General features: G+C 44.8%; 14 protein-coding genes. All 14 read right to left on the bottom strand.

All coding sequences use genetic code 11. The annotated features are described in order from the left end of the window. Positions 1-102: 102 nt before the first annotated feature. Positions 103-2,160, bottom strand: a complete 2,058-nt coding sequence (locus FAM09_RS12230; RefSeq protein WP_136577405.1) for a gliding motility-associated C-terminal domain-containing protein — start codon at positions 2,158-2,160, stop codon at positions 103-105. Positions 2,161-2,234: 74 nt separating this feature from the next. After that, complete coding sequence (locus FAM09_RS12235) at positions 2,235-4,895, bottom strand: PKD domain-containing protein (protein ID WP_136577406.1); 2,661 nt, start codon at positions 4,893-4,895, stop codon at positions 2,235-2,237. 27 nt (positions 4,896-4,922) lie between these two features. Then, complete coding sequence (locus FAM09_RS12240) at positions 4,923-7,070, bottom strand: M43 family zinc metalloprotease (RefSeq protein WP_166437116.1); 2,148 nt, start codon at positions 7,068-7,070, stop codon at positions 4,923-4,925. Between the two features lie 44 nt (positions 7,071-7,114). After that, positions 7,115-8,131: a PorP/SprF family type IX secretion system membrane protein gene (locus FAM09_RS12245; protein ID WP_136577408.1), complete on the bottom strand. Its 1,017-nt coding sequence runs from the start codon at positions 8,129-8,131 to the stop codon at positions 7,115-7,117. Positions 8,132-8,205: 74 nt separating this feature from the next. Next, positions 8,206-10,206 (bottom strand): OmpA family protein, encoded by a 2,001-nt coding sequence (locus FAM09_RS12250; RefSeq protein WP_136577409.1) that lies wholly within the window; start codon positions 10,204-10,206, stop codon positions 8,206-8,208. Positions 10,207-10,258: 52 nt separating this feature from the next. Next, positions 10,259-11,266, bottom strand: coding sequence for a PorP/SprF family type IX secretion system membrane protein (locus FAM09_RS12255; protein ID WP_136577410.1), 1,008 nt, complete (start codon positions 11,264-11,266; stop codon positions 10,259-10,261). 125 nt (positions 11,267-11,391) lie between these two features. Continuing rightward, complete coding sequence (locus tag FAM09_RS12260; protein WP_136577411.1) at positions 11,392-12,711, bottom strand: DUF4302 domain-containing protein; 1,320 nt, start codon at positions 12,709-12,711, stop codon at positions 11,392-11,394. 145 nt (positions 12,712-12,856) lie between these two features. After that, complete coding sequence (locus FAM09_RS12265; RefSeq protein WP_243751656.1) at positions 12,857-13,936, bottom strand: zinc-binding metallopeptidase; 1,080 nt, start codon at positions 13,934-13,936, stop codon at positions 12,857-12,859. 11 nt (positions 13,937-13,947) lie between these two features. Continuing rightward, positions 13,948-15,402 carry a RagB/SusD family nutrient uptake outer membrane protein gene (locus tag FAM09_RS12270; RefSeq protein ID WP_136577412.1) on the bottom strand — a complete coding sequence of 485 codons (1,455 nt, stop codon included), beginning with the start codon at positions 15,400-15,402 and terminating at the stop codon, positions 13,948-13,950. 72 nt (positions 15,403-15,474) lie between these two features. Continuing rightward, on the bottom strand, positions 15,475-19,170 hold the full coding sequence (locus tag FAM09_RS12275) for a SusC/RagA family TonB-linked outer membrane protein (protein ID WP_136577413.1): 3,696 nt from the start codon (positions 19,168-19,170) through the stop codon (positions 15,475-15,477). A gap of 222 nt (positions 19,171-19,392) precedes the next feature. After that, on the bottom strand, positions 19,393-20,406 hold the full coding sequence (locus tag FAM09_RS12280; RefSeq protein WP_136577414.1) for a FecR family protein: 1,014 nt from the start codon (positions 20,404-20,406) through the stop codon (positions 19,393-19,395). Between the two features lie 193 nt (positions 20,407-20,599). Further along, complete coding sequence (locus tag FAM09_RS12285; protein WP_136577415.1) at positions 20,600-21,163, bottom strand: RNA polymerase sigma factor; 564 nt, start codon at positions 21,161-21,163, stop codon at positions 20,600-20,602. A gap of 80 nt (positions 21,164-21,243) precedes the next feature. Further along, complete coding sequence (locus FAM09_RS12290; RefSeq protein WP_136577416.1) at positions 21,244-23,475, bottom strand: T9SS type A sorting domain-containing protein; 2,232 nt, start codon at positions 23,473-23,475, stop codon at positions 21,244-21,246. A 399-nt stretch (positions 23,476-23,874) separates the two neighbouring features. Then, on the bottom strand, positions 23,875-25,581 hold the full coding sequence (locus FAM09_RS12295; protein WP_136577417.1) for a tetratricopeptide repeat protein: 1,707 nt from the start codon (positions 25,579-25,581) through the stop codon (positions 23,875-23,877). Positions 25,582-25,767: the final 186 nt, after the last annotated feature.

Below are 25,767 nucleotides of genomic sequence, written 5' to 3' on the forward strand. Positions count from 1 at the left end.
TCCCGGTCGAATACGCTTATGCTTAATGCAAAACACTTAACGCTGGTCCTTGGTGATATTTGCATTTCGCGCTCAGCGTTAAGCGTTTTGCGTTCAGCGTTATTAATGCAACAGGTTAACAGCCCCCTTCCTGATGCTTTCTGTGCCATTGGTGAATTTTATTTTGATCACATAGAAGTAAACGCCCATTGGTTGTACCGAACCTTTTTGTTTACCATCCCAGCCTGAGCTTACATCACTGCCATCATAGATCAGTTCACCCCACTGATTGAATATTTTCATATTGATACCCGCGATCACATTTCCATACGCCCTGAAGAAATCATTCTTCCCATCGCCATTCGGCGTAAAGGAGTTGGGAATAAATACCTGGTCGGTAAGCGTAGTACCGGTTGCAGTTCCAATGGCGCTGTTGCGGCAGGCTTCTACCCCCAGCGCAATGACATGGATAGTGATCTTCTCCACCGGTTGCAGATTGATAATATTATGCGTAGTACCCAGGCTGCCCGATGTAGGAGTGATGTATGGGCTGCCATTTACAGAAACAATATAACCCGTGGCGCCTGGTACCGGTTGCCAGCTAAAGGTAATGGTACTGCTGGTGACCGTAGCTACTGTAACAACTGGTGTTGCCAGCGGCGCATTTACGATCACTTGTTTGGTAGCAGTACCTGAGCAACCATTCATGGTTACCTGTAATTGCAAGGTATAAGTACCGCTATTGCTAAACAAAATATTGTATGGGCCCTGACCGCTGCCGCCATACACCGTAGCGCCGGCAAAGCCATTCCAGTTATACGTTGCGCCATAAGGTGCATTGCCTGTGTAGGTAACTGTTTGTGGTGTATTGGGACAAACAGGATTAGGATCAACTGTAAAGGAAGCGGTAGGCAACGGTTTTACAGTTATCAGGATCGTATCTGCGGAAGTACATCCATACATATCTTCTGCACCAACAATATAGCTGGTAGTAACAGTGGGCGAAACAACAATGGCAGAGCCGGTAATACCACCGGGGTTCCAGGTATAGGTGCTTGGTACAACATAGGCAGTATCTGCGTACAAGGTAGTTGACGTACCAGCGCAAACCGATGCGTTGGTAGCCTTAGCAACCACAGGCGCCGGTGTTACCAGCGTAACCGTGCCGGTATAAGTTCGCACACAGCCGTTTGAATCCGTTACATTACAGGTATACGTTCCGGCGGGAAGCCCGGAAGCAAAAGAAGTTGTTTGCACCGGGTTCGTGTTCCATGCATATGTAAAGGGTTTTACGCCGCCGGATACTGCCAATGAAATATATCCATTGTCAGTAACTCCGCAACGGGCCGGTAATACGGTAGGCGTAATGCTATACGGTTGAATAGCCTCACCGGATACAGCCAGTACAAGCACCCGGGCACCGGTTGAAGTACTGGTATCAGAAACGGTAATTGATTGCAATAGCCGGTTCTGGTTATCGCAGTGCACAAACATATCCTGCGCATAAAACCGGGGATTGGAACCAACTCCATCTACTGTGAATGGTCCCGTAGTATCGCGTTGAATTCGACCGAAATTTGCATAGATCGCATTAGCGCCATAATACCAGTCCTGCACATTGGCATTTGTTACCGCGCGTTCTGTGGTACCATCTGTATAATTCAGGTTTACATTTATTCTGCTGGAGCCTTCTGTTGAGAATAACAAAAGACTTAACCGGGCATAATGACCGGGCGTTGAGAGGGTAAGTGTACCATCGTTCACCGTACTGTCAACCGTACCATTCCTCGACAAATACAACGCATTCTTATCGGCATACGACGCCAACTGATAAGTTCGGGTACCATTTACGATCGTACCGTTGTCAACCATACCACCGGCTAAACTATTAGCAGTAGCAAACGCTTCTGTATATACAACGTGCCGGGCTACAAAAGGACTACCATCTATCATAGTAGTGGTTGTCGCTAAAACACTGGTTCCTGTCTCAGCCACTATATCGTGATGAAAACCGGTTACCGTAATAGGCGTATATGTCGTTTGCCCGTGGCTATCGCTTTGAGTGATCAGCAAACCAAGTAACAGGCCTATACAAAGAACGCCTCTCCTTCTTCCTTTTAGTAAACGCACATGCTTACTGCTGTTATTTGAAAATATTTTTTTACTCCTCAGTGTGTTCATCAGTCAAGACTTTGCTTTTATAATATTTTTCAGAACATTTTTGTCTTCTTCATTTTCATTCTGCCTGCTCCATTCTATCTTATCAATGCTACCCAACCATTATAATTGCGGGTAGCCGTTTTTATAATGTAGTAATAGGTGGCAACCGGCGCCGCTTTCCCTTTAAAGGTGCCATCCCATGGATTGGCATAGCCCGTACTCCTGTAAATGGATTGTCCCCACCGGTTGAATATTTCAACATAACAATTAGTAACATTTCGCAGTCCGGCTATTTCCCACCTATCATTTATGCCATCGCCATTCGGACTAAATGCATTCGGAACAACCAATACGTTATCGGGTATAACCATATAGTATTTTCGCATAGCAGAATCAACACAACCAATATCATTCATGGCATGTAACGTCACTATATAATTACCTGCATCCCTGTATTTATGGGAAGGACTGGTTGTTGATGAAGAATCGCCATCACCAAAATCCCATGTATAGCTGTTCGCATGTTGCGAACCATTATTGAAAATGAAGCTGGCCAGGTGCATTTCCACCGGAACATTTTCTGCGCCTGTACTGGTGAAGGCTGCAACCGGGCTGGGCTTTAACTGTATCAAATTCGTTTTTACCAGGGTATCGAAACATTTCCCTTGTGAAGAGACCATGAGCGTTACCGTATAATCTCCTGCGTTGTTGTACGTGTATACCGGATTGGCGCTGGTAGCTGTACCACCATCGCCAAAAGTCCATTTCCAGGCATCGGTATTTTGTGATTGGTTATTGAATGTAACTGCCAGGGGTGGACAGCCGATAGTTACGTTCGGGGTGAAGGCAGCTACTGGTTCGGGTATTACATGGACGGTCACAAAAGCCGTATCGGTGCAACCTGCGCCATCATTCCCTATTACCCGATAGGTAGTTGTATCAGTCGGCGTCACATTAATGGAAGCTCCGGTGGCGTTACCAGGCATCCAGGTATAACCAGTCACTGTACCCGAAATAACCGATGCCGTCAGCGTAACATTTTCGCCCTGACAGATAACGGGTTGTGCAGTAGTCGCTGAAATAACCGGGAAGACCGGTGTAACTAAAGTAACCGGATAAACCACCGAACAACCCGATCCGGTTTTTACCGTCAATTGGTAATTACCGCCTTTTAAGCCGGTAGCATTAGCGGTCGTTTGCACCGGTGTTGTATTCCAGCTATAGGTGTATGGCATAACGCCACCGGTTACAGCAGTAGTTACCCCTCCGCCATTACCTGCGGTACAGGTTGGTTGCGTTACAGCCATCACTACTTTCAGCGAATCGCTGGCAAACGTGAAATATTGATTACTGTTTAAGGTTACCGTAGTATATAATTTTCCGCTGGCCGCAGATAACGGATAAATAGTAGTTGCTCCTTCAGGAAACAATGGATCATTTGAGACCAACAGATTTTTTACAGAAGCATTAACTGCCGTTGCGTCAACAGCCAGAGAAACGGCGCCTATCGTTCCGGTCTTTTGCACCTTCCATACCCGTTGCATACTGCTGATCTTGCCACTGTATACACAGGCAGTCAGGTTTCTGCTCAGGCCATTATCGCCAAATAGTAAGAAACTGTTATTGGTGGAGAAAGAAGAAATATTGTTAGCATTCATGGCAGGAAAACTACCTGCTACATTTCCATTGTACAGGTATACCAAAGAACTATCATGAACCGATTTGGATTGCTTTTGCATGAGAGCCGAAACATCATCCCGGCCAATACCTGTAATACACTTTCCATAACCCGTATTAGCCACTCCATTCCATATAATTGTGCCACCAGCAGATGAATAATTGGTAGGCGTGGCAGGTACTGTGAATGTGTTGCTTTGGCTAAGCGTAATGCCATACTTCACCGCGAGATATGATTCTACCTTATTTACATCAGCATCCGACAAATACGTATCATAAGTAATTACTTCTGCAATAGCGGAAGAAGAAGCTTCGCTACCGCCGGGTGAATTAAAGCCAATACCCAACCCCGAGCCAATGGCCGGGTAATAAACAGCGCCGGAACCCAGGATCGTGGTATCTGCATTTCGTCTGGCCCTGAAAGTTGGTCCGGCAGAACGGGAAGTAAGCACCACCGCCGATGACCGTGGATACGTGATGGCAGGAATGCCTGCCGGATTCAGTCCTGTAGAAGCCGGGTCCAGGTCGGCAATGTAGCCAAAGCTTGCTATACCGGTTTGGATCCTGAAATCGGCTTTTGCCTGGTACCTTGCGCCTGTACTGTTTGAATTATACGAGAAACAGGTACTGGAGGTAAAGCCGGTTTCGCGGGTAGTGTTCAGCACCAGGAAATAGGTTCCATTATTACCTAACAACTCAGGTGCTGTGGCAGACGTATTTGTCAATCCCCTTATTTGCGAAGAAGCAAACTGCAGGGATGGATTAAAATTAAAATTGGCAGCAGCGGTATAATTGGCCAGGAACAACGGCATGTTGTTCGTTATGGCCTGGGTAACACTCAAATTACCCAGCTCACTTTTCCATTCATTGATCCGCGTATTATGGGTAGTATTGGGTAAGATGTTACCGCCCACCTGTGAATTTGCTTTAAACCACGAAGTAAGATTTCCCGAAACACCGCCAGGTGTTTGCGCGTCCCCCATCATCATCATACATAAAAACACACAGGTAGCAACAGCCTTACTGAATCCAGGGTGCAATACCCGTAAACAGATCTCGTATGTGTGCTTATTTACCAATGTGTTTTGTTTGTAGTGAAGGGTGAATTATTTTTTAATGATCTTTTTCGAAACCGTACGATCACTATATACTAACCTGATTAAATATACCCCGTTAGCATACCTACCCAGGTTGAAAGAGTAAATAGTTGCCGGCGCATTATTATTGATAATTTTTTCTGCTACTTTTTGTCCGGTGCTACTGAACACGCTGATCCCTTTCAGGTTGACCGGCGTGGTCTTGAACTGCACGGTAACGGGCCCGTTCGATGGATTGGGTGTGATCAACCATCCATTCTTTTCCAGGTTGGGATTGCTTATTTTTTTGTACAGGTTGATATCGTCGATGTAAACATTGTTCTCGTTACCGGTTGAATTGGCAAAAGCGATCATCACCGGTCCTTTATTGATGTAAGGTGTCAGGCTAACAGAATCCTTTCTCCATTCACTGGCGGCAGGTACAAATGAGGTTGTAGTAATGCCGTTACGCGTTATCAGCGAGCCACCCCATTTTTTATACAGGCTGGTGAAGGTGATTCCACAGTCTGTGCTGACAAGCACTTGCAGCGTATCCCAGTTGTTCAACAAAGTACCCGGATTGGTTTTTATAGCTGCCGCTACCTGGAAGGTTAGAAATGCAGAGTCAGCATCTGCGATGGAAACCTGTGGCAGGCGCAGATAATCTATTTGTCGGTTTTGCGTATAGGTATAGTTACGCACTACCATAGCCGCGCTGCCTGTTTTAGCAACGCCGGGCACTCTTTCCCAGGTTAAGGAACCATCGGCATTGATGAGATCCCAATTGGCTGGCGGAAACGTTTCCAACTCAAAACCTTCCGTCAACGGTGGTGCAATAGCTACAGGATATACAAAGGCCTTGCTCAGTGTATCGTTCGCCAACCCCTGATCAGTACCACCATTGGGCGAGGTTAGTTGTATTTTTAAGGAATGCGTACCGGTAGCACCAGCAGTACTTGTATTTAAAGCAACGGATACAGTTTCAAGACTGGCTAATGATCCCGTCCATTGGGTTTGTACAGGTGTGCCGCCATCAACACTTGCATTTATTATAACAGAGGTCAATGGCTGTGAGCCATAATTACGTATTGTAATGACCGGTGAAAATTTTGTATCGCACACGCGGTTATATGGGTTATCGATGCTCATCACCTGGGCATCGAGGTCTTTCAGCGGTGATATGGCCCCGTTTGAAGTAGTAAGCGATGACCGGAAATTGGTCAATGCCGTTTCCATGCGGGCCACCTGCAATAAGGTGAACATGGCCATGCAACCATCGCTGCTGTAGTCCATATAATTCTGGTACATGATACCCGCAGCAGTGTTATTGCAGGCATCCTTTACCACTCCTGTGTGACAGCCGGCACTGGCATCAGCCTGGTTCGGCGTATCGCTCACACCATCGCTGCCGTTACAGGCGCCATCATCGTCGCCCCAGATATGATACAGGAAAAAGAAATGGCCGGCTTCATGGGTAAGGGTACGACCATCATTGTACCCTGCAAGCGAACCACCGGGCAGGGTTACATCGTAAATAACAATGCCCTGTTCTGCTGCCGAAGCGCTGGTAGGGAATGTGGAATAACCCAATACGCCACCTGCCAGGTTACACACCCAGATATTTAAGAACCGGGAAGAATTCCAGGCATTCGCTCCGCCGGTAGCAGCATGCTTTACATTATTATTGGCAGCACTAAAAGAAGTTTGCGTGGTGACGATCCGTTCTATACCGTTAGTAGGTAAATTACCAGGTGTACGTTTCGCCAGCACAAACTGGATCTTTGACTTTCCAAACAATGGTTTGAACGCCGCAGGAATATTTACAGAATCGGCATTCATTCCCGCAAAATCAGTATTCAACACTTTCAACTGATCTTCTATCATTTTATCGGTTACCATTGCAGGATCGGGCAATACAATATGAAATACCACAGGTATATACACCGGGGTGGCCATTTCACGCGCCTGCGGATTGTTTTCCCGCTCAACGGCCAACTGTTGTATACGCAACATGTCCTTTTCAAATCTTTCTTTCAGGGCCTCGTCTTTCTCAAGGGAATTTTTGAGAACTTCCATGGTTGCACAGCGACGCACAGGCATGTCCTGCGCCATTGAACGGAATAGGAATCCCTGCATCATCAGCAATACCGCTACACAACCATATCTTTTTAAAAGCATTTTAAGTGATTTCAGTTTTTTTCTAATGGATACTATTTCGTTTGTTACCATACATTTCTCGGACAACCATCATCGTATTTGTTGCCGATGGTAAAGCCAACTAAAAATTCATGGGTACCGCGACTATAGTTATTCAAAGCCGAGGTGGTATAATCATATGAATACCCAACATGCACGGCATTGGAAATATTCATACCCAACATAGCGGCAAAGCCGTATTTCATCCGGTAGCTGGCGCCCAGCCAAAGGAAATCCTGGTAAAGCAGTTTTGCATTTACATCTACCTGTACCGGTAATGGATTGATATATTTTACGAGTACAGAAGGAATGAGATTAAAATCTTCGGTCAAAAGAAACCGATAGCCGGAACTTACGAACACATGAGGAACAAGCCGGCCACCGGTTTGCTTCACCGTATTATCTGTAAAATCAATTTTTTGAGGAATGATCTGTTGAGCAGACAACCCAACAAAATAATCTGCTGAATACAGGTACAGGCCAGCCATCAGATCGGGTTTGAATTTGTTGATGGCGCCGCTGGTATAAACAGCCGGATCAACCGGTACTGCGAATTGCAGTTTATCGGTCTGCAAGCTTATTCTGGAAAACCCGGCGCCAAATCCCGCCGCCAGACTGGTGCGCGGACTGATACCGATGTGATACGCATACGTAGCATATGCAGAGAACAGTCCTAACGGGCCTGTTTTATCATTGATCACCTGCAAGCCAATGCCATGGTGTGGTGTTGCAGCCGTATAATCTTCCCAGTAACGCTGCCCTCTGGGATTTTCACCCGGCATAGCAAAAGAGGTAGGCGTAGTGCGATAATCTTTTTTACCTAATGGCGTATGAGCAGTAAGGTAAGTAGTAACAGGAGCGCCGTCGATCCCCGTCCACTGATGCCGGTGACTTACCTTAATATCTGTATAGTTCTCAATACCGGTAATCGCCGGATTAATGATATACTGATTCAGGATGTATTGTGTATAGTGGGGCTTCTGCTGGGCTTGTGCCTGTATACAGGTGGCCACTATGATACAAAGTGTTATTATCTTCTTCATGTGCTGCGTTTTGTAAATCGTGAAACGGCAAACGTGAAATGGCAAATTCACCAATTAACTTGTCAACTTACCTCCTACTTCCCCAACACCTTAAACTCAGTTCTCCTATTCCGCTGCCTTCCTTCCGCATCGTCGGATCCATCTTCATGTTTGTTTGGCGCTACCGGCAGAGTTGCTCCGTATCCTTTGCTTTGCAAACGGCCTTTATCAATGCCTTTGCTTACGAGATATGCCACCACCTTCGCGGCCCGTGCTTCAGAGAGGTTCATGTTATAGGTTTCTGTACCCCTGTCATCTGTATGCGCCCTGATCTCGATCACCATGGTGGGATATTCATTCAGCAGTCCAATCAGTTTATCCAAAGCCGGGAATGATTCCTGGCGCAGCGAGGATTTATCAAAATCGTAGTACACATTATCCATGACGATCACTGCTTCTACAGGCGGCTGTTCTCTAACCAGGCAAATAACCGGGTTGGTCAGGCTGTCTTTATCAGCACCTTCATCGGGCATATTAAATTGCAGGGAGTCGCTTTTAAAACCGGGCAATGTTGCTACTGCTTTCAATGGCTGGAATTCTTCCATTGCAAAAGCATAACTTCCATCAGCCCCGGTAGTGGTGGTATAAACTGTTTTATTATTTATTGTATCAATAATGCTTACACTAACACCAGACAGCAGGGAACGGTCACTGCAGGCCGCGATCAATCCATTTATCTGCTTAGGCGATCTCTTCTTTTTGAGGGAGAATAATTCCAGGCAGCATTCAGCCAACCGGTCAGAGCTTATTATTACATCTTCCAAAATGTTTTTAGCGGTACCGCGACTGGTAAAATAGATATCGTCTTTTATAGAGTTAACGGGGTAACCAAAGTTGACGGGAATGGCCCAGGCATTCATTGCGCCTTTGCTGTAAAAGAAATCGAAGCCACCCATGCCAATGCGGCCATTGCAGGAGAACACCAGCGTACCGGAGGCCTCATGATAGTACGGCGCTTGTTCATCATTGAGGGTATTGATGGTATTGCCGAGGTTAACCACTTTTTCCGGCTTGCCATTGGCACCTAATGTGGCGCACCACAGATCAAATCCGCCACTGCCGCCGGGTTTATCGCTGGCGAACAATAGCGACTTTCCATCGGGCATTACAAAGGGTTGCTGTGAATTATAACCGGGTGCATTCACAAGGGCATCTACCAATACCGGTTCGCTCCAGGCTTTACCATGCTTTTTGCTGGTATAAATAGCCGATGTTTTCTTTCCGTTAACGATCGACCAACGGGTCAGGAACAGGACTTTGCCGTCGGGCGTACTGCTCACTACACCCTGATGAATGCCGGCGCCCTGGGGTATTTCTACCTTATTTACATTTTTTACAGCACCTTTATCATACACCGCTTCAAACAGGCGGTTGAAGAAAGGCTTATCTTTTGCATCGCCTTCAGGCCGGGTAGAAGTAAAAAGCAATGTGTTCTTATTCAACCATACCGGTGAATAGTTGGCGCCACCTGGGTTAATAGTCGCGCCTTGCTTTTCTACAGTAAATAATGGCAGATCTGTTCTGCGCAATTGCTCCCTGATGAAATGCAGGTTCAGCACTTCGCTCCTGGCAGAATTCGTATATACGTCATCCGCTTTATAATTATCCAAAAACAGTTGAAATGCTTTTTCCGCCTCATCATACTTGCCCAATGCACGCAGGGTGCTGGCATAATAATATTGAGCCAACGGCAACTGACTGTTTTTATAACTGAGCGCCTGTTCATAATAAGCAACCGCCTTCACCGGGAAATTCAACAGGCGATAGCTTTCCGCCAGGTTGTATACAGCCAGTTGCGCACTGGATGTAACTGCTTTCACAACGCCTGATGCCGGTTTAACGTTATAAGGATTATAATCCGCCCTGCTCGCTTTTGATCCTTTTGTGCCCAGGTATTTTTCGTAATACAGGGCGGCAGAGTAATAGTCCCCTTTTTTATAATAATTGTCAGCAGCTTTCAGATAATCTTGCACAAACTGGCCCCGCGCCATTATAAAGGCGGGTACTACACCCAGTATGAGAATTATTTTTTTCATCGTAGTTCTTTTGTCGTGAATGGTCAATAGTGAATGGTGAATGAGAATACAGCTACAATCTTGGACAAATGAAATTCCCTTCAGGCGTTTTTACTGTCTTTCTACCGGTAAAGGATAGTGATATTTCAAAACTGTTCGATCCCCGCGCCATTTTACCCAGGTCACTGGTATTCACATCATAACTTACTCCCAGCACTATATTTTTATGCGTAAAGCCAATAAATGGCGATACTGCGTCGTTAATACGATAGTTGGCGCCCAACATTACATCCGTACCAGGTGCAGCATTTAACTGAACATACGCGCCGGCCATTTTTTCTTCGGCCGTACCCTGCTTTGCATACAACACATTAGGCGTAATGCTCATCATTTCTGATAAAGTAAGCCGTACACCGGCATGCCCGGTATAGCGCATCGGTAATTTGGCATTGCCATCGCTGCTGAAATAATCTTTTGGTTTGGTAAGATGCGATACGGAAAAGCCTGCGTATACATTGGCTTTTTTGCCAGGCGCCGCATCAAAGTATAAGATACCTGCACCGGCATCGAATGAAGAAGTTTTCGTTTTATTGAAGCCATCAGTGGAGGAACCGGGGTTATAGCCGGTAATAGGGTCCCACTGATCACCGAACGTGAATTTGGAAGCGTTAAAGCCCCGGAAGATCATCCCGAGCTGCAGGCCCATTACAATACGATGGTTTTCGGCAGCACCGAAACGAACGCCCGTATACGCCAGGTTGGCATATCCTGTAGTATAATAATAGCCGCCATCACCAGCAGTCTGGTTCAGCAGATTAATCCCGACATTCACATTGTTACTGGTAACAAACTCACCGCCTAGGCCAACCGTAGAAAAAGGTTTACTGATATTGCCCCACTGATTACGATAGATGCCCGACACGCGATAGTCGCCATCGAATGAGCCGGTCAACGCCGGGTTCAACCAGGAAGGATATACATAATACTGGGTAAAATGCGGATCTACCTGCGCCTGCAGCGCCTTGCCGGAACCGGTAAAAAGCATCAACAGCGTCAACAGCCTGATATTTAGTCTTACCATAGCAGTTCTTATTTAATTATTTATTGATGGGGCACAGATCTTTTTATATATCAAATGTTAGTTTCATAGGGCCGTATAATTTGGGTGGTTTTTCTGTTTAATATCTTATAGTTGCATACAGGCAATCAATCAGGATATTCCCAGGTGATCCAGGCTTTACCATCTTTTGCACTCACCATATCGTAAGTAGTGGAATCGGTGCGAACCAGGTAATAACCGCTTGTCTCTGCAAACTGGATGCGGGTCCTGGCTACGGCTACAGAATCAGCCGCAGTTACTGTACCGAGCGATCCTAAATAAGGGAATGAGATCCGGCCATCTGTTGTAAAATTTGGCGGGCGGTAACCCAGTCCATAGGGTAATGTCAATGAGTTGTTGACCAGTTTTACATTACCTACTACATCATATGCAATACCACCACTTGTTCCATACTGCGGCCAGTACAACATGAAATAAAAATTGGTAGTTCTTGTAACGCCATAAGCGTCATCTACACCATTCACGTGGAAACCTTGCAGAGAAATCCAATAACCGTCCTGGTCAATTGCATATTGCCACCAGCGGCGCGGCGCGTCCAGGTCAACTTTTATCGGCTGTCCTGATCCGATAATAGAAGAAGAGGTGCCATTAACAGTAAAGGTCATAGTTGTGGTAGAACCGTTCCATGCAATGTTATTGAAAGCCGAAATGGTTGTGGAACCATCATTAAATGCCGGCGACAAGGCAATGCCATCTGCCGTATAATAATAGCCGGTGGTAAACGTATGCACGTTTCCATTTCCATCTACCCAGGTAAATGTAATGGTACGGGTTGACTGATTAACCTTTATTTCGTATTGCGTGCTGCCTACAACCAGCCTTTTGAAATACGTTATATAATTGCTGATATTCGAGAACAGGCGGTTAGCATACTTCTTGTCATAATAATTTTGCGCTTCCTGTTGCGTAGCTTTTACCAGGATGGCTTTGCTGCCATTGAAGCGGCCGGTCAATTTCACAGTGTCGCCGGAAATGCCATCTATGGCAAACTCAAAATCAGACTTCAAACCATCACCATAGTTGCCGCCATTGACTGCCCTATCGGGATCAGCCAATACATGCACATAGGAATAAGTATCGAACAATAAGGCTGGCTGTTGTAATGCTTTCAGCCGATAGCTGGCCGTCATTGGCGTAACAGCAGAGGCTGCATTGAAATCAGAGAACATTTCTACGCGATTGCCCTCATTGAACTTGAAATAGAACCCCACTACTCCACCATCCAGGCCGGCCGGATAGATCAGGCCCTTCCAACCATATTGCGCGCCAACCAACGCAGATTGATAGGTTGCCAGGGTTTCATTAAGCCGCTCATCGGGCGACTTATCAAAAGCATCATCGCTTTTTTTATTACAACCATAGAAACCGATGATTGCAGCTACTGTATATATAAATAACTTTTTCATTGCTTGTTTTTTACGTGAAATATGAATCATTGTAAGCTAGTGGTCAGTGGCTAGTGACTAGTAGGGCTTTCATTCGTAACTCGCTGCTTTCTTTTGGCTTTCCTACTCGCCACTCGCTACTCACTACTAGCTCTTAAGCTACCAGCTACTTAATCAGCTTCTCCACCTGCGCTCTCACTCTCGTTTGCAGACTATAAAAGTCAATACCCCAGGTATCTTTGAAATACGAAACCACGATGGCTTCTTTCTGGCGTAAGCGGCTTATTGCCTGCGCCTGCGTTACGTTATTGTCGCTGGTACCGGCCGGTATGCTATTCACGATGGCATTAAAACCAGCCTTGCCTTCTACCAACATCATACTGATCATTTCCACAAAATCCTCATCGGGTGAAGACTCTGCATAGGCTGATACAAATCCGTCGCGGTTCGCTTGCGCATCCGATACATTATTCCAGTTGGAGGTATAGAACCCTACAGAAATAGATTTGTAATCCAGCGGGTACATGATGGTCTGGTGAAGAATATGCCCGAACTCATGCTCAATGGTGTGGAACATTCGCTTGATGCCAAAAGAATCCGAAGGCACATAACCGGTCATGCCTTTCGTTCTGAAATCATTCAACACATACAACACCACTTTACGACCACCTTCCGCCGTACCCAGCGTAATGGTTCCATCGGTGTTCCAACTGGCGCTACCGGCCAATGCGAAGAACTTGGGAACATACTTCTTCATGAACAGCGAATCGGTTTCAGCGATATAGGTATCGATCCACACTTTTTTCACGGCGCTTAATACCGGAATGATCTTTTCTTCTTTGGGCGGAACCAGCGTCTTGTTCACGCTCAACTCAAATTGGTCCCACTTATATTTTACAGCTATGTTGAAGGGTACAGTCAAACTGTCGAACACCCATTTATCAATAGGCGTACTTGCCCAGGTATCGCCACCAAGCCCCGGAATATCTTCTACGTTGTCCAGTGATTCCTTTTTGCAGGACACCAGTGACAGCAGGCAGAAGAAGAACACTATTTTTTGTGTATTATTCACCAGTATATTTTTTAATTGTTTTAACCGCTCCAGCAAGGGAACCAACCAGCCGGGCACCCGCTTATCGATGATCATATCGTCGTACGACTGTAATACATTTCTCCGGCCACTGGCAATAGATATGGGTATCACTTTGGCTGTTACTTGTCTTTTGTTATGTATTTCATTCATCATTGCAACAGGGTTTAACGTGGATTTAATTCCAGACCAGACAGTTTTGCCGATTCAGGTATTTGAAATACCCGGCGTTTATCGTCAGCTTCCAGCGTCATGGTTTGGCCTTCTGTAGTTGTATGCGTTACCGGTATGTTATAGCGTAACAGATCAAACCAACGCATACCTTCCTGAACAAACTCTGCCCGTTTAAAATCAAGCAGGGTCAACAAAGCTGCTATCCCTGGATCGCTGTTCCCATAATAGGTTTGCATTTTGCTGGTCGTGATCGTATGACTGGCTGCGTTATAGTTAAAAATACGTGTGGCGGCATAGGCGTTCAGGTCTTCTACCGCCGCAGGGATATTGTTAAGATAAATGTTGGCTTCTATTCTGTTAAACAGCACTTCTTCCGTAGTAAACAGTGGTACCATTACATAAGGATAACCAATGGTAGCATTTACCGACAAGCGCACAAAGTATTCATTGACCTTGGGCAGCATGTAATTATTGGTACCTGCGGTATAGGTTTGGCGGGTGAAGGCATATTGGCCGCCGGTTACATTCGAGTTTAAGATCTCCGTTCTTTTGTCGGCATCCATGCCATAGCGCTGGTTGTAATAATTTCTTCCCCACAATGAAGATGTTTCAACCAATAACAGGTTAGCCGGCTCAGAAGCTTTGGCATAACGGGCCCACAATTCCCTGTAGGTAAGGGTGAGGTACGTGCTGTTCCAGGGACGTAAGCTGGCCGACACATTGGTGGTAGAGAACACTGCATTTGCATAAGCGAGCGCTTTTGTATAATCCTGTTTGAACAAATAAAAGCGGGAAGCAAATGCGTTGGCGGCAGCTTTCGTAAAATGATAACGGGGCACGGTATAGCGTGTATCATCCAGCAACGGCAAACCAGCTACCAGGTCTTTTTCGATCATCTCATATACATAGCTCACCGTTTTCCTGGAATAGTTTTTAAATACCACTTTCTCAGGAGTAGTTACATAAGGGATCCCCGCATCGCTTGCTGCGGTATTCGGGTTATAAGTTTTTGCAAACAAAGTAACCAGCATGAAATGGGCGTAGGCACGGCATACGAGCGCTTCTCCTTTTTGAGAAGAATACTTCGCTGTATCGGAAGCTGAAGTACAAGCTTCCAGGGCCTGGTTGGCAACAGCAATGGCCGCATAACAGGCAGACCAATATCCCTCCGGTGAATCCTGTTCATTCTCCGTTACATCTTTAAAAAAATATGGTTGCAATGCAGTAAGATCGAGACCGCCGGTTCCTTTATCTGATACATTATCTGAAATGGATTCAGTAAATGCCATGTAATTGTTTTGGGGGTAAGCAGTGCCCAGCAACTGTGCCACCTGCTCCGGACTTTCGAGCGACGCCCGGTTATCAGGATTTTTTTCCAGGAATTTTTTGCAACCAGTGACAGTTCCCAGTAGTAGAACAAAAGAAGTGTATGTTACTATTTTATGCATGTTCGCTTTTGTTACGTGTTAGTTCTTGGTTTTTTCTCGTAGCCTCTATTCGTTGTTGCCTCGTTGCTTTTCTTACAGACCAACTTTCAAAGCCAATGTGATCTGCCTTTGAACTGGCTGCGCCACACCCCCGGAATTGAAGAACTCAGGGTCTTGTCCACGTAGTTTTTCATCGCTATATATCAACCAGGGGTTAGTAGCAGCTGCCGTTAAAGAAGCGTTGTTCAATCCGTACTTTCTTACTATGTCATTGGGAAGCTGATAGGCCAGCGATACGGTCTTTAATCGCACCAGGTCGCCTTTAGCTACCCGTTGTGTTGAATAATTGTAGTTGTTATAAGGGTATGCCCCGCCCATTTGCGATTGCGCAAATGCATCCAGTATAGAGGGAACGTTGGTATATTTTTCATCACCAGGCATACTCCATCGGTCGTAGAACTCTTTGGGCATTGCATCCAGGTCAGAATAACTGCTTCTGAAAGCGGGATACAACCTGATCGTGTTTCCTGCCTGGTACGTAATGAACACATTCAGTGAAAATGCTTTGTAGTGGAAGGTATTCGAAAAGCCACCGGTGATGGTAGGATCAACCGGGCCTTCATACTGCAGGTTGTTTGTTGATTCAGACTGCATGTATACGTTTGAACTGGTCTTTCCTTCTTCATCAACAAACAGCGGGTATCCTGAGAATGGTTCCAACCCTTTGTATTTTATGGAGAACAAACCCCGAACGGCATACCCTTCTTTATTGCCACCTTCAGCGCTTACGAGGTTGAAGATGTTGGGTTCGTTTTTGGCGTTGGTGATCTTTGTGGTGTTATAACCAAACGTTAATGTCGTTTTCCAACCCCAGTCTTTTTTACGAATTATCTGACCACCTACCAATACTTCCAGGCCTTTGGAATCCATATCGGCATAGTTGGCCGCTTTATAAGGCTCACCACCAATGCCAGAGGTTTTAATGGTGCTGATCAAATCAAAACTTCTCCGCTGGTAAACATCCAGGCTTACATTGATCCGCTTGTTCAAAAATCCTCCGTCAATACCCAGGTTGGTGGTATATAATTTCTCCCAGGTAAGATCGCTGTTCTCCAGGTTGATCAATTGAATCACCGATTCTGTTTCGTTTGCATATGGACGTCGGGTAGTTGCATTTCTTAATACAATGCTTGAATTGGTAGCAGGCCCCATACTGGCTGTTAACCCATACGTACCGCGCACTGTCAGGAAATCAACCCAGCCAAATTTCTGCATAAAAGCTTCCTGGTCTACATTCCATGAACCGGCAACACTCCAGGTAGGCAGCCAGCGGGCTTTGGGAGACTTTCCCAGGCGATTAGAACCGTCGTACCGAACAGTACCGGTAAAATTGTATTTTGAATCATAGGTATAAGTACCGGATGCATATAAAGCCACAAAGCGGTCATATTCTTTGCTCATTTCATAGTAAGGAAAATTAGATTCGATCGTTTGTTTCAAAATGCGGTAATCGGTAAAAGGAACACCGCCATTTTCATACTGGTAGCCATAACCGGTATTGGAGAAATGCTGCCTGTCGGCATATTTTACCTGCTGCCCCACCAATGCATTCACAAAGTGTTTACCTGAAATGGTTTTTGTATAGTTCAAACTGTTTCGGATATCAAAATTCACCAGGGCATCTTCAGTGCGGTTGTAGAACCCGCCATAGGGCAATACCACTTCCGGCAATGCTTCCGGATCATCCGGATTAGTGTACAAGAATTTATTGCCCGACCGGATCGTTGAGGTTTCCGCTGCCCGGTAGGCATTGGCCATATTTGAGTTCTCGGTGATCTGGTGTTCGCGGGTTGATTTTACATAACGCATGGCGCCCACAAACTCATAGCGGAAGTTCTTAGCAAACTTATATGCCAGATCTCCCTGTAACCGCAGGTCAATGATATTGAGGTCGAGATAGTTGTTCTTTAATTCAGAAAGAACATTAAAGTCTGCATAGTTCCTTCTGAAATATTCCAGGTTGCCTTTTTCATCATATGCTGTAAGGGTACGACTGGTGTTCAAGGCATAGCTGAAGGGGTTGATATCAAAATCACGATCATACTTGCCTTCAACGGGATTACCACTGCGGGAAAGCGATCCCGGGGCTTTTTGCTGGCGAACAGAACCTACAGTTGCAAAACCACCGCTCAGCTTGTCGTTGAATTTATAATTGTTGCGATAGTTCAGGGTATAGCGGCTTACTTTATCGGCGATGGTCCAGCCGTTATCGCCGTAAAAGCTGGTAGAAAAATAAGATTGTGTTTTATCGGTCCCGGAGGAAATGCTTACAGAATGCTCCTGCATAAAGTTATTGCGGAACAACAGATCGAACCAATCGGTATTGGCTTTAGCATATCGTAAGAGGAAGGCTTTTTTAGCAGCCGGCGTATTCATCAGTACGAAGTTGCCATTGGCATCCAGCTCGCTCAGTTTCCCATACATTTTACCATACACGCCAATATCAGAACGGTCGAGCAGGTCGGAAGAAAGAATACCTTTGCGTTCCAGTTCAGCCAGCACGCTCATTTGCTGGGCCGAATTCATAATATTATAGTCGTTGTAAGTAGGTTTTAACTGGGTACTGTAGTTACCGGTATAGGCAACCGATGTTTTCCCCGCCCGGCCCTTTTTGGTAGTGATCACCACTACCCCATTCATTGCCCGCGCTCCGTATAAAGCGGTAGCGGCCGCATCTTTTAAGATATCGAAGCTTTCAATATCATTGGCATTCAAACCGGCAACAGCAGAACCTAACAACGTGGTAGGGTCACCACTCGATAACTGATCGTTTGAAATATTCACGATATCTTCCAGCACAACGCCATCTACCACCCATAAAGGTTTATTATCGCCATTGATAGAGGTTGCGCCACGTACGCGCACTTTAGGAGCAGCACCAAATGTGCCCGATACGTTTTGAACCGATACACCGGCAGCCCGGCCTTCCAGCATCCGGCTCACATCGGTTGTACCATCCATTTTTATGTCGTCCATTTTCAGGCGTACAGAAGAACCTGAAAACTTATTCTTATCTACATTCTGATAACCCATTACCACCACCTGGTCCATATTGGTAGCTTCTTCTTTCAGCTTTAACTGAATAAAACCATCCTTATAATTACTTACTTTAACCTCTTCGGTAGCATATCCTGTAACAGTAAATACCAGCACCGCGTCGCTGCTGATATTTTTTAATTCGAACTCACCTTTCTCATTCGTGGCAACACCCCGGGATGTTCCCCTTACAATGATCGAAACACCTGCCAGGGGCGCCCCCTTTTCGGAGGTCACAACTCCTTTTACAGTGATATCATTTGTTGTTTGGGCCGGGTTGCCGGTAGCATTTGATACCGGCCGCACAGGTACATTATTTTCAGGCCGAACAATAATCCGGTCATCAATAACGATATAAGATAGTGCATAGGGAGTAAGTATTTTTTTTAGAACATCCCCAACGGTTTGCTTGTACGCTGATAAACTTATTTTATTCTTAAGCAGTATCTCATTGTTGGTATGAACGAAAAATACTTTTGCAGTGTTGCCGATCTTTTCCAGGGCTTCTTTCAACACCACATTCTTTAATTCAATGGATATTACTTTATCCAGGATATTCTGCCGCTTTTTTGTATTAACGCCGCCAGCCACCAGGTGCGCTGCAGAACTACAAAATAGCAGGAGCACCAGCAGTAGAGACTTTACATTTTTCCCGGCAGGGCAATAAGATGCATGTGGTATAGTTTTGTACATACCGTTATTGGGTTGATTTTAAGTAATAGGCAGCCCTGTCGCCGGTTTATAACCGTACAACCATATGCTACCGTAACATTAAATGGCAAGTATACTTTTGAATAAACTAGGCACGCTTGGGCGGGATCAACTGGTTTCAGATGTGTACAGGAGCATTGTGCCTGTCTGGTCTATACCGGTTAAGGCTTGATTTCCCTAAGCGTTAGATTGGTTTTTCCAGGATCACCGGCAGTTACCGCCGGTAATAAGATATCCTTTATTGTTAATGTTCTTCTTAACTTTTGCGTTCAGCGACAAGGCAACCAGGCTCAACGCTCTGTCGATATTATCATTCACCTGGAAATATCCATAGAACACGCAACCGCTCATATTTCCTTCCAACGTCACTGAAGTATGATAATACCGTTCCATTTCCTGTATCACTTTTGTAATAGGCGCGCCTGCATAACTGAATTTACCACTATGCCTTTGTTTGTAATAAACGGCGTCTTCCGGCACATTTCGCTTCTCAATTTCATTGATCGTAATATTATACGTTACGCTTTGATTCGCCGTAATGATCACTGCCTGCAACTCATTGGTGGCGTTAATAGTCTCCACCTTCACGCGACCCGATGCTACCACCACCCTGGCTATTCCATTGGGATATGCCTCTATATTAAATGAAGTTCCCAATACGGTGGCCATCACATAGGGCGTATGCACAATGAATGGTTTTTCGGGATTGGGTTTCACTTCAAAAAAAGCTTCACCAGTCAATGTTATCTCTCTTGTATTACCGGTGAACTTTCTCGGATATCCCAGCCTGCTATCAGGCTCCAGAGTTATCAATGAACCATCAGGCAATTTGACTGTTTTTCTTTTACCTGTAGTGATGATCTCCTTCTGTGCCGGCACCAATAACACACCGTTTTCCATACACCAGTATCCTGCACCTGCTATAATAATGATCATGGCTGCAATAGCTATTTTCAATTGATGCAACCGGATAACCTGTGTAAATGTTGGGGTTGGGACATACATGCGGCTGTGAATTTTTTCCAGTATCTCCTCAGACTGCTTCCTGTCAAGGCTCTTCTTCATGTATGTAATATCCGTCTCAAAATCTTCAGCCGCAATTTTTTGAATATCTGAAATATCCTGATCGTTCAGATAATTAAGCAACCATTCTTCTTCTTCACTGGTCAATTTCTTCTGTGCTAACAAGTATTTCAAATATTCCTGTCTGTCTTTCACCAGTTAAGGTTTTATATATTATAAACACGGTTTACTGTAAGTTTCGGGGGGATATGGTGTAATATTCTTGTATCTTTTTTCTGGCTTGTACCCCGTGACTATTAAAGCCGGCCGCAAGCTTCAAGCTTCAAGCTGAAAGCCGCAAGCAAATACAGGAGATGGCTTTAAGCTTGTAGTTTGCAGCTTGAGGCTTTCAAACCACGCATCCCAACCCCGAAATAGTATGCGCATGCTGGCGAACATATTCGCTTAAGCTGGCCATAGCTGCCGACAAATATTCCTTCACCGTATGGCGCGAGATCTTTAATTCGGCTGCGGCTTCTTCATATGTTTTTCCTTCCAGCTTACACAGCTTTACGATCTTTTGTTTTTGTGGAGACAGTTGTTCTATTGCACGTTTCAACAATTGGTAATAATCTTCATATGCAGATGGGTTTTGCGAAATGGCATCGCTAACTGCGAGCAATTTGCGATGCAGTTCCTGTTCCCGAAGTTTTTTACGGGTATAATCAATAGACAAATTAAAACTGATGACAAAGATCCAGTTAACAACCGGCTGTTCGAAATTGATGGTCTGTCGTTTTTCCCAAAGCCTGATGAAAACTTCCTGCAAAATATCCTCAGCAACCAATGGATCTTTTGTGAGCTTTAAAATATTTCGGTAAACCACCTGGTAATACCGCCAATACAAACTATCAAAGGCCGACACGTCGCCTGCCCGCATTTTAACTACTAACTTAGAATCAGGGCTCTTCATAAAATGTATTTTTTAATTAACTATCGGAACAGGTTTAAAAAAAATAATTGTTTCATATAAATGTGTACCAGGTTTTTTCTTTAAAGCTTAATAATTTTCCTGGCAAGCTTTTGTCCATCTGAACGAATAACGATCGTGTACACACCAGCAGCGAAGCTATTTCCATCAATAGAGATCACATTCAATCCCGTTGACAAATTGCTGTTCCTGTTTAGCAGTATGCGCCCCTGCATATCGAACAAGGTGATACTGGCCGTTTGGGAACGGGGAGCTGTAATGCGTACTTTTATTTCATCGTTAAATGGACTTGGGCGTACATCCACGGCAAATTCACTACTGGCAACCGGCGATAGGGTCACTTTGTTACTGTATTTCCAGGAGCCGTCTGTGTAATACAGTTTCAACCGGTAATAGTAAAATGCGGAATGTACTGTTGGTATATGTGTTGAACTGTAAGTTGATTTGGAAGATGTGTTGCCATTTGCTTTTACCTCGGCAACAGCAGTATAAGTAGTATCGTTGACAGAATACTCCAGAGCAAAACGCTCGGTATTAACTTCTTTGGATGTTTCCCACGACAACAGGTTGTTCGCTTCTTTCGCTTCCCCGCTCAACAACAATTGATCAGCAGCCAGGGTGCTGGAAACACGAAAATATTGGGTAAACCCGCAGCCAAAATCAGGCGCCAGCGAAGCAGGATAAGCAGGCAGCCCGTTGGTAAAGGGAATTACAGTACCATCCTTTTTTGCAGCATACACGTATCCCCTGCCGGCGCCACTGTTAGCCCACCAATACAGCCCATCGCAATTGGCATCGGTTACTACCAGCCGGTAGCAGCCATCGGGTAATTCTACAGAATCGGTATACACCGTCTGCGTAGCTGTTGGATTGCGTTGTTTGTAAACGGTACTGTTCAGGTCTTCGATCCGCCATTTGGTTTGCGTGGCCCCATTGTTACTTTTGATTACCATTGTAAACCGGCCGGGCCACTCCGGCGCTGCTACAAAAGAAGATTGCATACTATTATTAAGAGCATATCCATCGGCATTCCCATTTATTTGCTGAATGGTTACCACAAATTTGTTTATTGAACCAGCTGCTAATGTGGCAAGCGCCGACAAGCTGGGTAACTTAATGGTCGTGTCCTTTGAAGACGCAATGGTCAGGCCCGACACAGTATAAGTTTGCAATGTCTGTCCTGCCACCCCATATTGCAACGCAACGGAATTGATGGTAGTAGCACCGGTGTTCTTTATAACCACTACCGGGTTACCGCAAATGGGATTTGCCCGAAAATGACCTTCATAGTCATTGGGCGCAATAATGCTTTCAACGGATGCATCCAGGTTTTGGTTGTAGGCCCCATAAAAGAACAAAGCCGATTCAATAATATAAGACGCACTTCCATTACCGGTATATGATTGAAAATTAACATCTGCGTTTATGGAGTTGCCGGCGGTTACAGCACCTAACTTATGTACATTTGGATTTACCTGTTCACCGGGACACCAGCCGGCGCGGTTATAGATCCAGGTACCTGACTGGGGATATAAATTATTGCTGCCGCAATTGTCTTTCCAAATAGTTTTTGTTTCTTTCAAACTACTGTTCGCATATACCTGGTAGTATTTGCTGCAGAACTCTGAACAGCCGGTGTTATCGCTGCCATGACCGGTAACGGTAAAATTCATTTCGGCCTGCTGGGTATTGGCAGGCGCCAAAGCGTTGATAGCTGGCAGGTAGTTCTCGATGGGATCAGTTGAACGGCCAAAAGGAAAAGCGCCATGCCATAATCTTTTAATACCGGTGACACTTCGGGGTGGCGTTCCTTCTATAAATGCAAATTTTATGTTGCCGGTAAAACCACCGGAATAATTATGATAGCTCAGGCGGATGGTAGCCGCATTTTTTAAGACCGGGTAAAAATCTGTAACATCGAAATAATATCGTTGTTTCCAGTTCCAACCGGTTCTCGGATAAGAAGCATTGGCATAGGGAGTAATGAGCCGCGATAATTCGAACGTATCAGTAGGTGTCATTAAATAATTCTGAACTGTATAATCCCAGTCACCGCAATACTGCGTGCCTGCGGGGCATTGGTATTTACCCAGCGTGAATACCATTATTATTTTACGATATGAAACAGTGCCGGAGGGAAAAGTTACAGCGGCGTCGAAGTCGTTGTAGTAATCGAGTTGAACATCATTTTGAGCCTGTACCCAGGTAGTGTCGCCGGGGTTGGCTAAACCTTTTGCAGAAAATAAAGAAACCAGTAATAAATATAAAACGCACGCCCGTACAAAATATCTCATTTGTTACAGTTGATTTTGGTTGACGAACTTTTAAAAAAATCCTTTCCAGCAATCTCAACCTGCCGTTTGATGGTAGACAGGCTTTAATCAATTTTCCACCGGGTACGATTACTTTATTATTATTATTACGTTAAGCGACTATAAAAAGGGGGAGACAAGACGGTCTCAACACCGGGACAACAACGGGACAACCGGTTTTATCCACAATTTTTAATCTCTTTTTACGTGTATCCACTTAATAATAAGGCTTAAAAGTTTAACTTAAAAAGCGATGTAAATGATCAATGTTGCTGTTACCGGTTGCCAGTTGCCTGTTACCGGGCATCTGAAACCTATAACATCCCATGAATAAGGGCTTGCGTTATCATTCAGTGTTTTGCGTAACGCGTTCTGCATTTCTTATAAAGCGGCTACCAGGTCTTCCAGCGCAGCATCGTCCTGTACATTGATCTTTTTTCGAATTCGCTGTCGTGTTTTTTTGATGGAGTCCGGCGCAATGCCTAACATGCCGGCCATTTCCCGTTTCGATAATTTTAACTTCATTAAGGCGAGTAAACGTTGCTCTGAGGGAGTTAAGTCGGGGAATTGTTGTTTTAGTTTATCGAAAAATCCTATTTGTACTTTTTCAAATAAGCTCCTGAATTCGGTCCAGTCTTCTTCTGTTAATATGGAGTATTGCCGCAGTTTACCGGCAATTTCTTCTTTTTCCTGCGACAGCATGTTTTGTTCGGGCAGGGTATTCAAATGTTCAATCTCCTGTTTAAACTGGTCGATCAACTGGTTCTTCTCCCGCACACTTTCTATATAATAATTTAGCTGTAGCACAGCATTATTCAACAACTCTTTATTTTTCTTTTGCTTTAACTGCTGCCTGAAAATAAGCTGAGTGGCGATCACCAGCACCAACAATATCACTACAATGATAAAATTGCGCACCAGTTCACTTTTGCTTTTTTCACTCTCCAGCAATTTCATTTCCGACAAATGCAATTCAACCGCTACTTTTTGTTCAGCCTGGCTGAATACCAGTGCATCGCGTCGGTATTCCAGTTTATTCACTGCCCGCCGCGCTGTATCCAGGTAAACAAACGCGCTGTCGTACCGCTTTAGTAGTTTAAACAACCTTGCTTTCTGCAAGGCATAATATACAAACGGGCGAAGGTCATCCTGCCTGTTCAAAACTTCCCGGGCCTCCTCCAGTTTAAACGCAGCTTCCTGCAGTTTATCATTATCCAGGTCAAGATCGGCCAACATGCAAATAGTATTAGCAGCGCTTGACCATTCTCTACTTTGCATACTTAGTGCATAATCTATTTTCAGCAAGGGAACCGCCTGGTCATATTGTTTCAAAAAATAATATACAGAACCGAGGTTACCTGAAAGAATGCCAATCCAGGGCATGTTACGCACTACATTCGCCGTATCCAATCCCATTTTAAAATACAGAATGGCGCTATCGTGCTGTTGCAATTCTCTATACGCCAGGCCCAAAGTATTGAGGGTGCGAATAGCATAAGTAGCGTTATTGTACGGATACTTTATCGCTTGTACTAAATAGAATTTCGCTTTTTCGTAATTACCGAAATCGCAGTACATATAACCCAGATCATATAAATAGCGGCTTGAAAATGGATAATTGGCATATCCTATTTTCTGGATAATATTATTGGCCTTTATCATATACTCAAAGGCCTGGGGAAATTTATCCTGTTTATAATACAACCACCCCATATTATTATAGATCTCCGCTTCAGATTCTTTCATGTTATATTCCAAAGCAAGGGTCAGCGCAGTGGTAAAAAAATGAAGCGCCTTCTCATCGGGGTGGTTAAAATATTCTTTGTGGAAATCGCCCATAGCAATAACCGAGAATACTTTCAACGGTATGTCGTGAATAGAAGTGGCCCAACGATGTATCCGGTTCAGGGCCGCGAGTGCCTGTGCAGAATCAAGGTGAATGATCTGATCGTTATAGATCTTGCGGGCAATGGTCAGCCTGTCTTTAGGCGCCGCCTTTTGCAAAACGGCTAAATAATCAGTTTGTCCGGGCGAGGCCAGTCCAATAGCAGGTAATAGTAAATACAATAGGATAATAGTAGTTCTCATGTTCAGTTAGTTCAGAGGTTCTAAATTCAATACAGTCCTGTTGCTCTATGGCAAGGAGGTTGCGGCAATCATTCCCTTAAAGTTTAGTGCAAGCAAGAAATCTGCTTTAAACAAAAAGCATTCTGGTGGAGAGATAACAGGATTGAAAAACAGTCAATGGAATATGCGATAATAAAAAATAATCCT

The sequence above is a fragment of the Niastella caeni genome (assembly GCF_004834005.1).
GTDB classification, from domain to species: domain Bacteria; phylum Bacteroidota; class Bacteroidia; order Chitinophagales; family Chitinophagaceae; genus Niastella; species Niastella caeni.

Coding starts and splice junctions, on each gene's coding strand:
- FAM09_RS12240 (WP_166437116.1), bottom strand. CDS start 7,070: ATGCTTTTAAAAAGATATGGTTGTGTAGCGGTATTGCTGATGATGCAG.
- FAM09_RS12275 (WP_136577413.1), bottom strand. CDS start 19,170: ATGTACAAAACTATACCACATGCATCTTATTGCCCTGCCGGGAAAAAT.
- FAM09_RS12295 (WP_136577417.1), bottom strand. CDS start 25,581: ATGAGAACTACTATTATCCTATTGTATTTACTATTACCTGCTATTGGA.
- FAM09_RS12245 (WP_136577408.1), bottom strand. CDS start 8,131: ATGAAGAAGATAATAACACTTTGTATCATAGTGGCCACCTGTATACAG.
- FAM09_RS12250 (WP_136577409.1), bottom strand. CDS start 10,206: ATGAAAAAAATAATTCTCATACTGGGTGTAGTACCCGCCTTTATAATG.
- FAM09_RS12290 (WP_136577416.1), bottom strand. CDS start 23,475: ATGAGATATTTTGTACGGGCGTGCGTTTTATATTTATTACTGGTTTCT.
- FAM09_RS12260 (WP_136577411.1), bottom strand. CDS start 12,711: ATGAAAAAGTTATTTATATATACAGTAGCTGCAATCATCGGTTTCTAT.
- FAM09_RS12265 (WP_243751656.1), bottom strand. CDS start 13,936: ATGATGAATGAAATACATAACAAAAGACAAGTAACAGCCAAAGTGATA.
- FAM09_RS12285 (WP_136577415.1), bottom strand. CDS start 21,163: ATGAAGAGCCCTGATTCTAAGTTAGTAGTTAAAATGCGGGCAGGCGAC.
- FAM09_RS12230 (WP_136577405.1), bottom strand. CDS start 2,160: ATGAACACACTGAGGAGTAAAAAAATATTTTCAAATAACAGCAGTAAG.
- FAM09_RS12255 (WP_136577410.1), bottom strand. CDS start 11,266: ATGGTAAGACTAAATATCAGGCTGTTGACGCTGTTGATGCTTTTTACC.
- FAM09_RS12270 (WP_136577412.1), bottom strand. CDS start 15,402: ATGCATAAAATAGTAACATACACTTCTTTTGTTCTACTACTGGGAACT.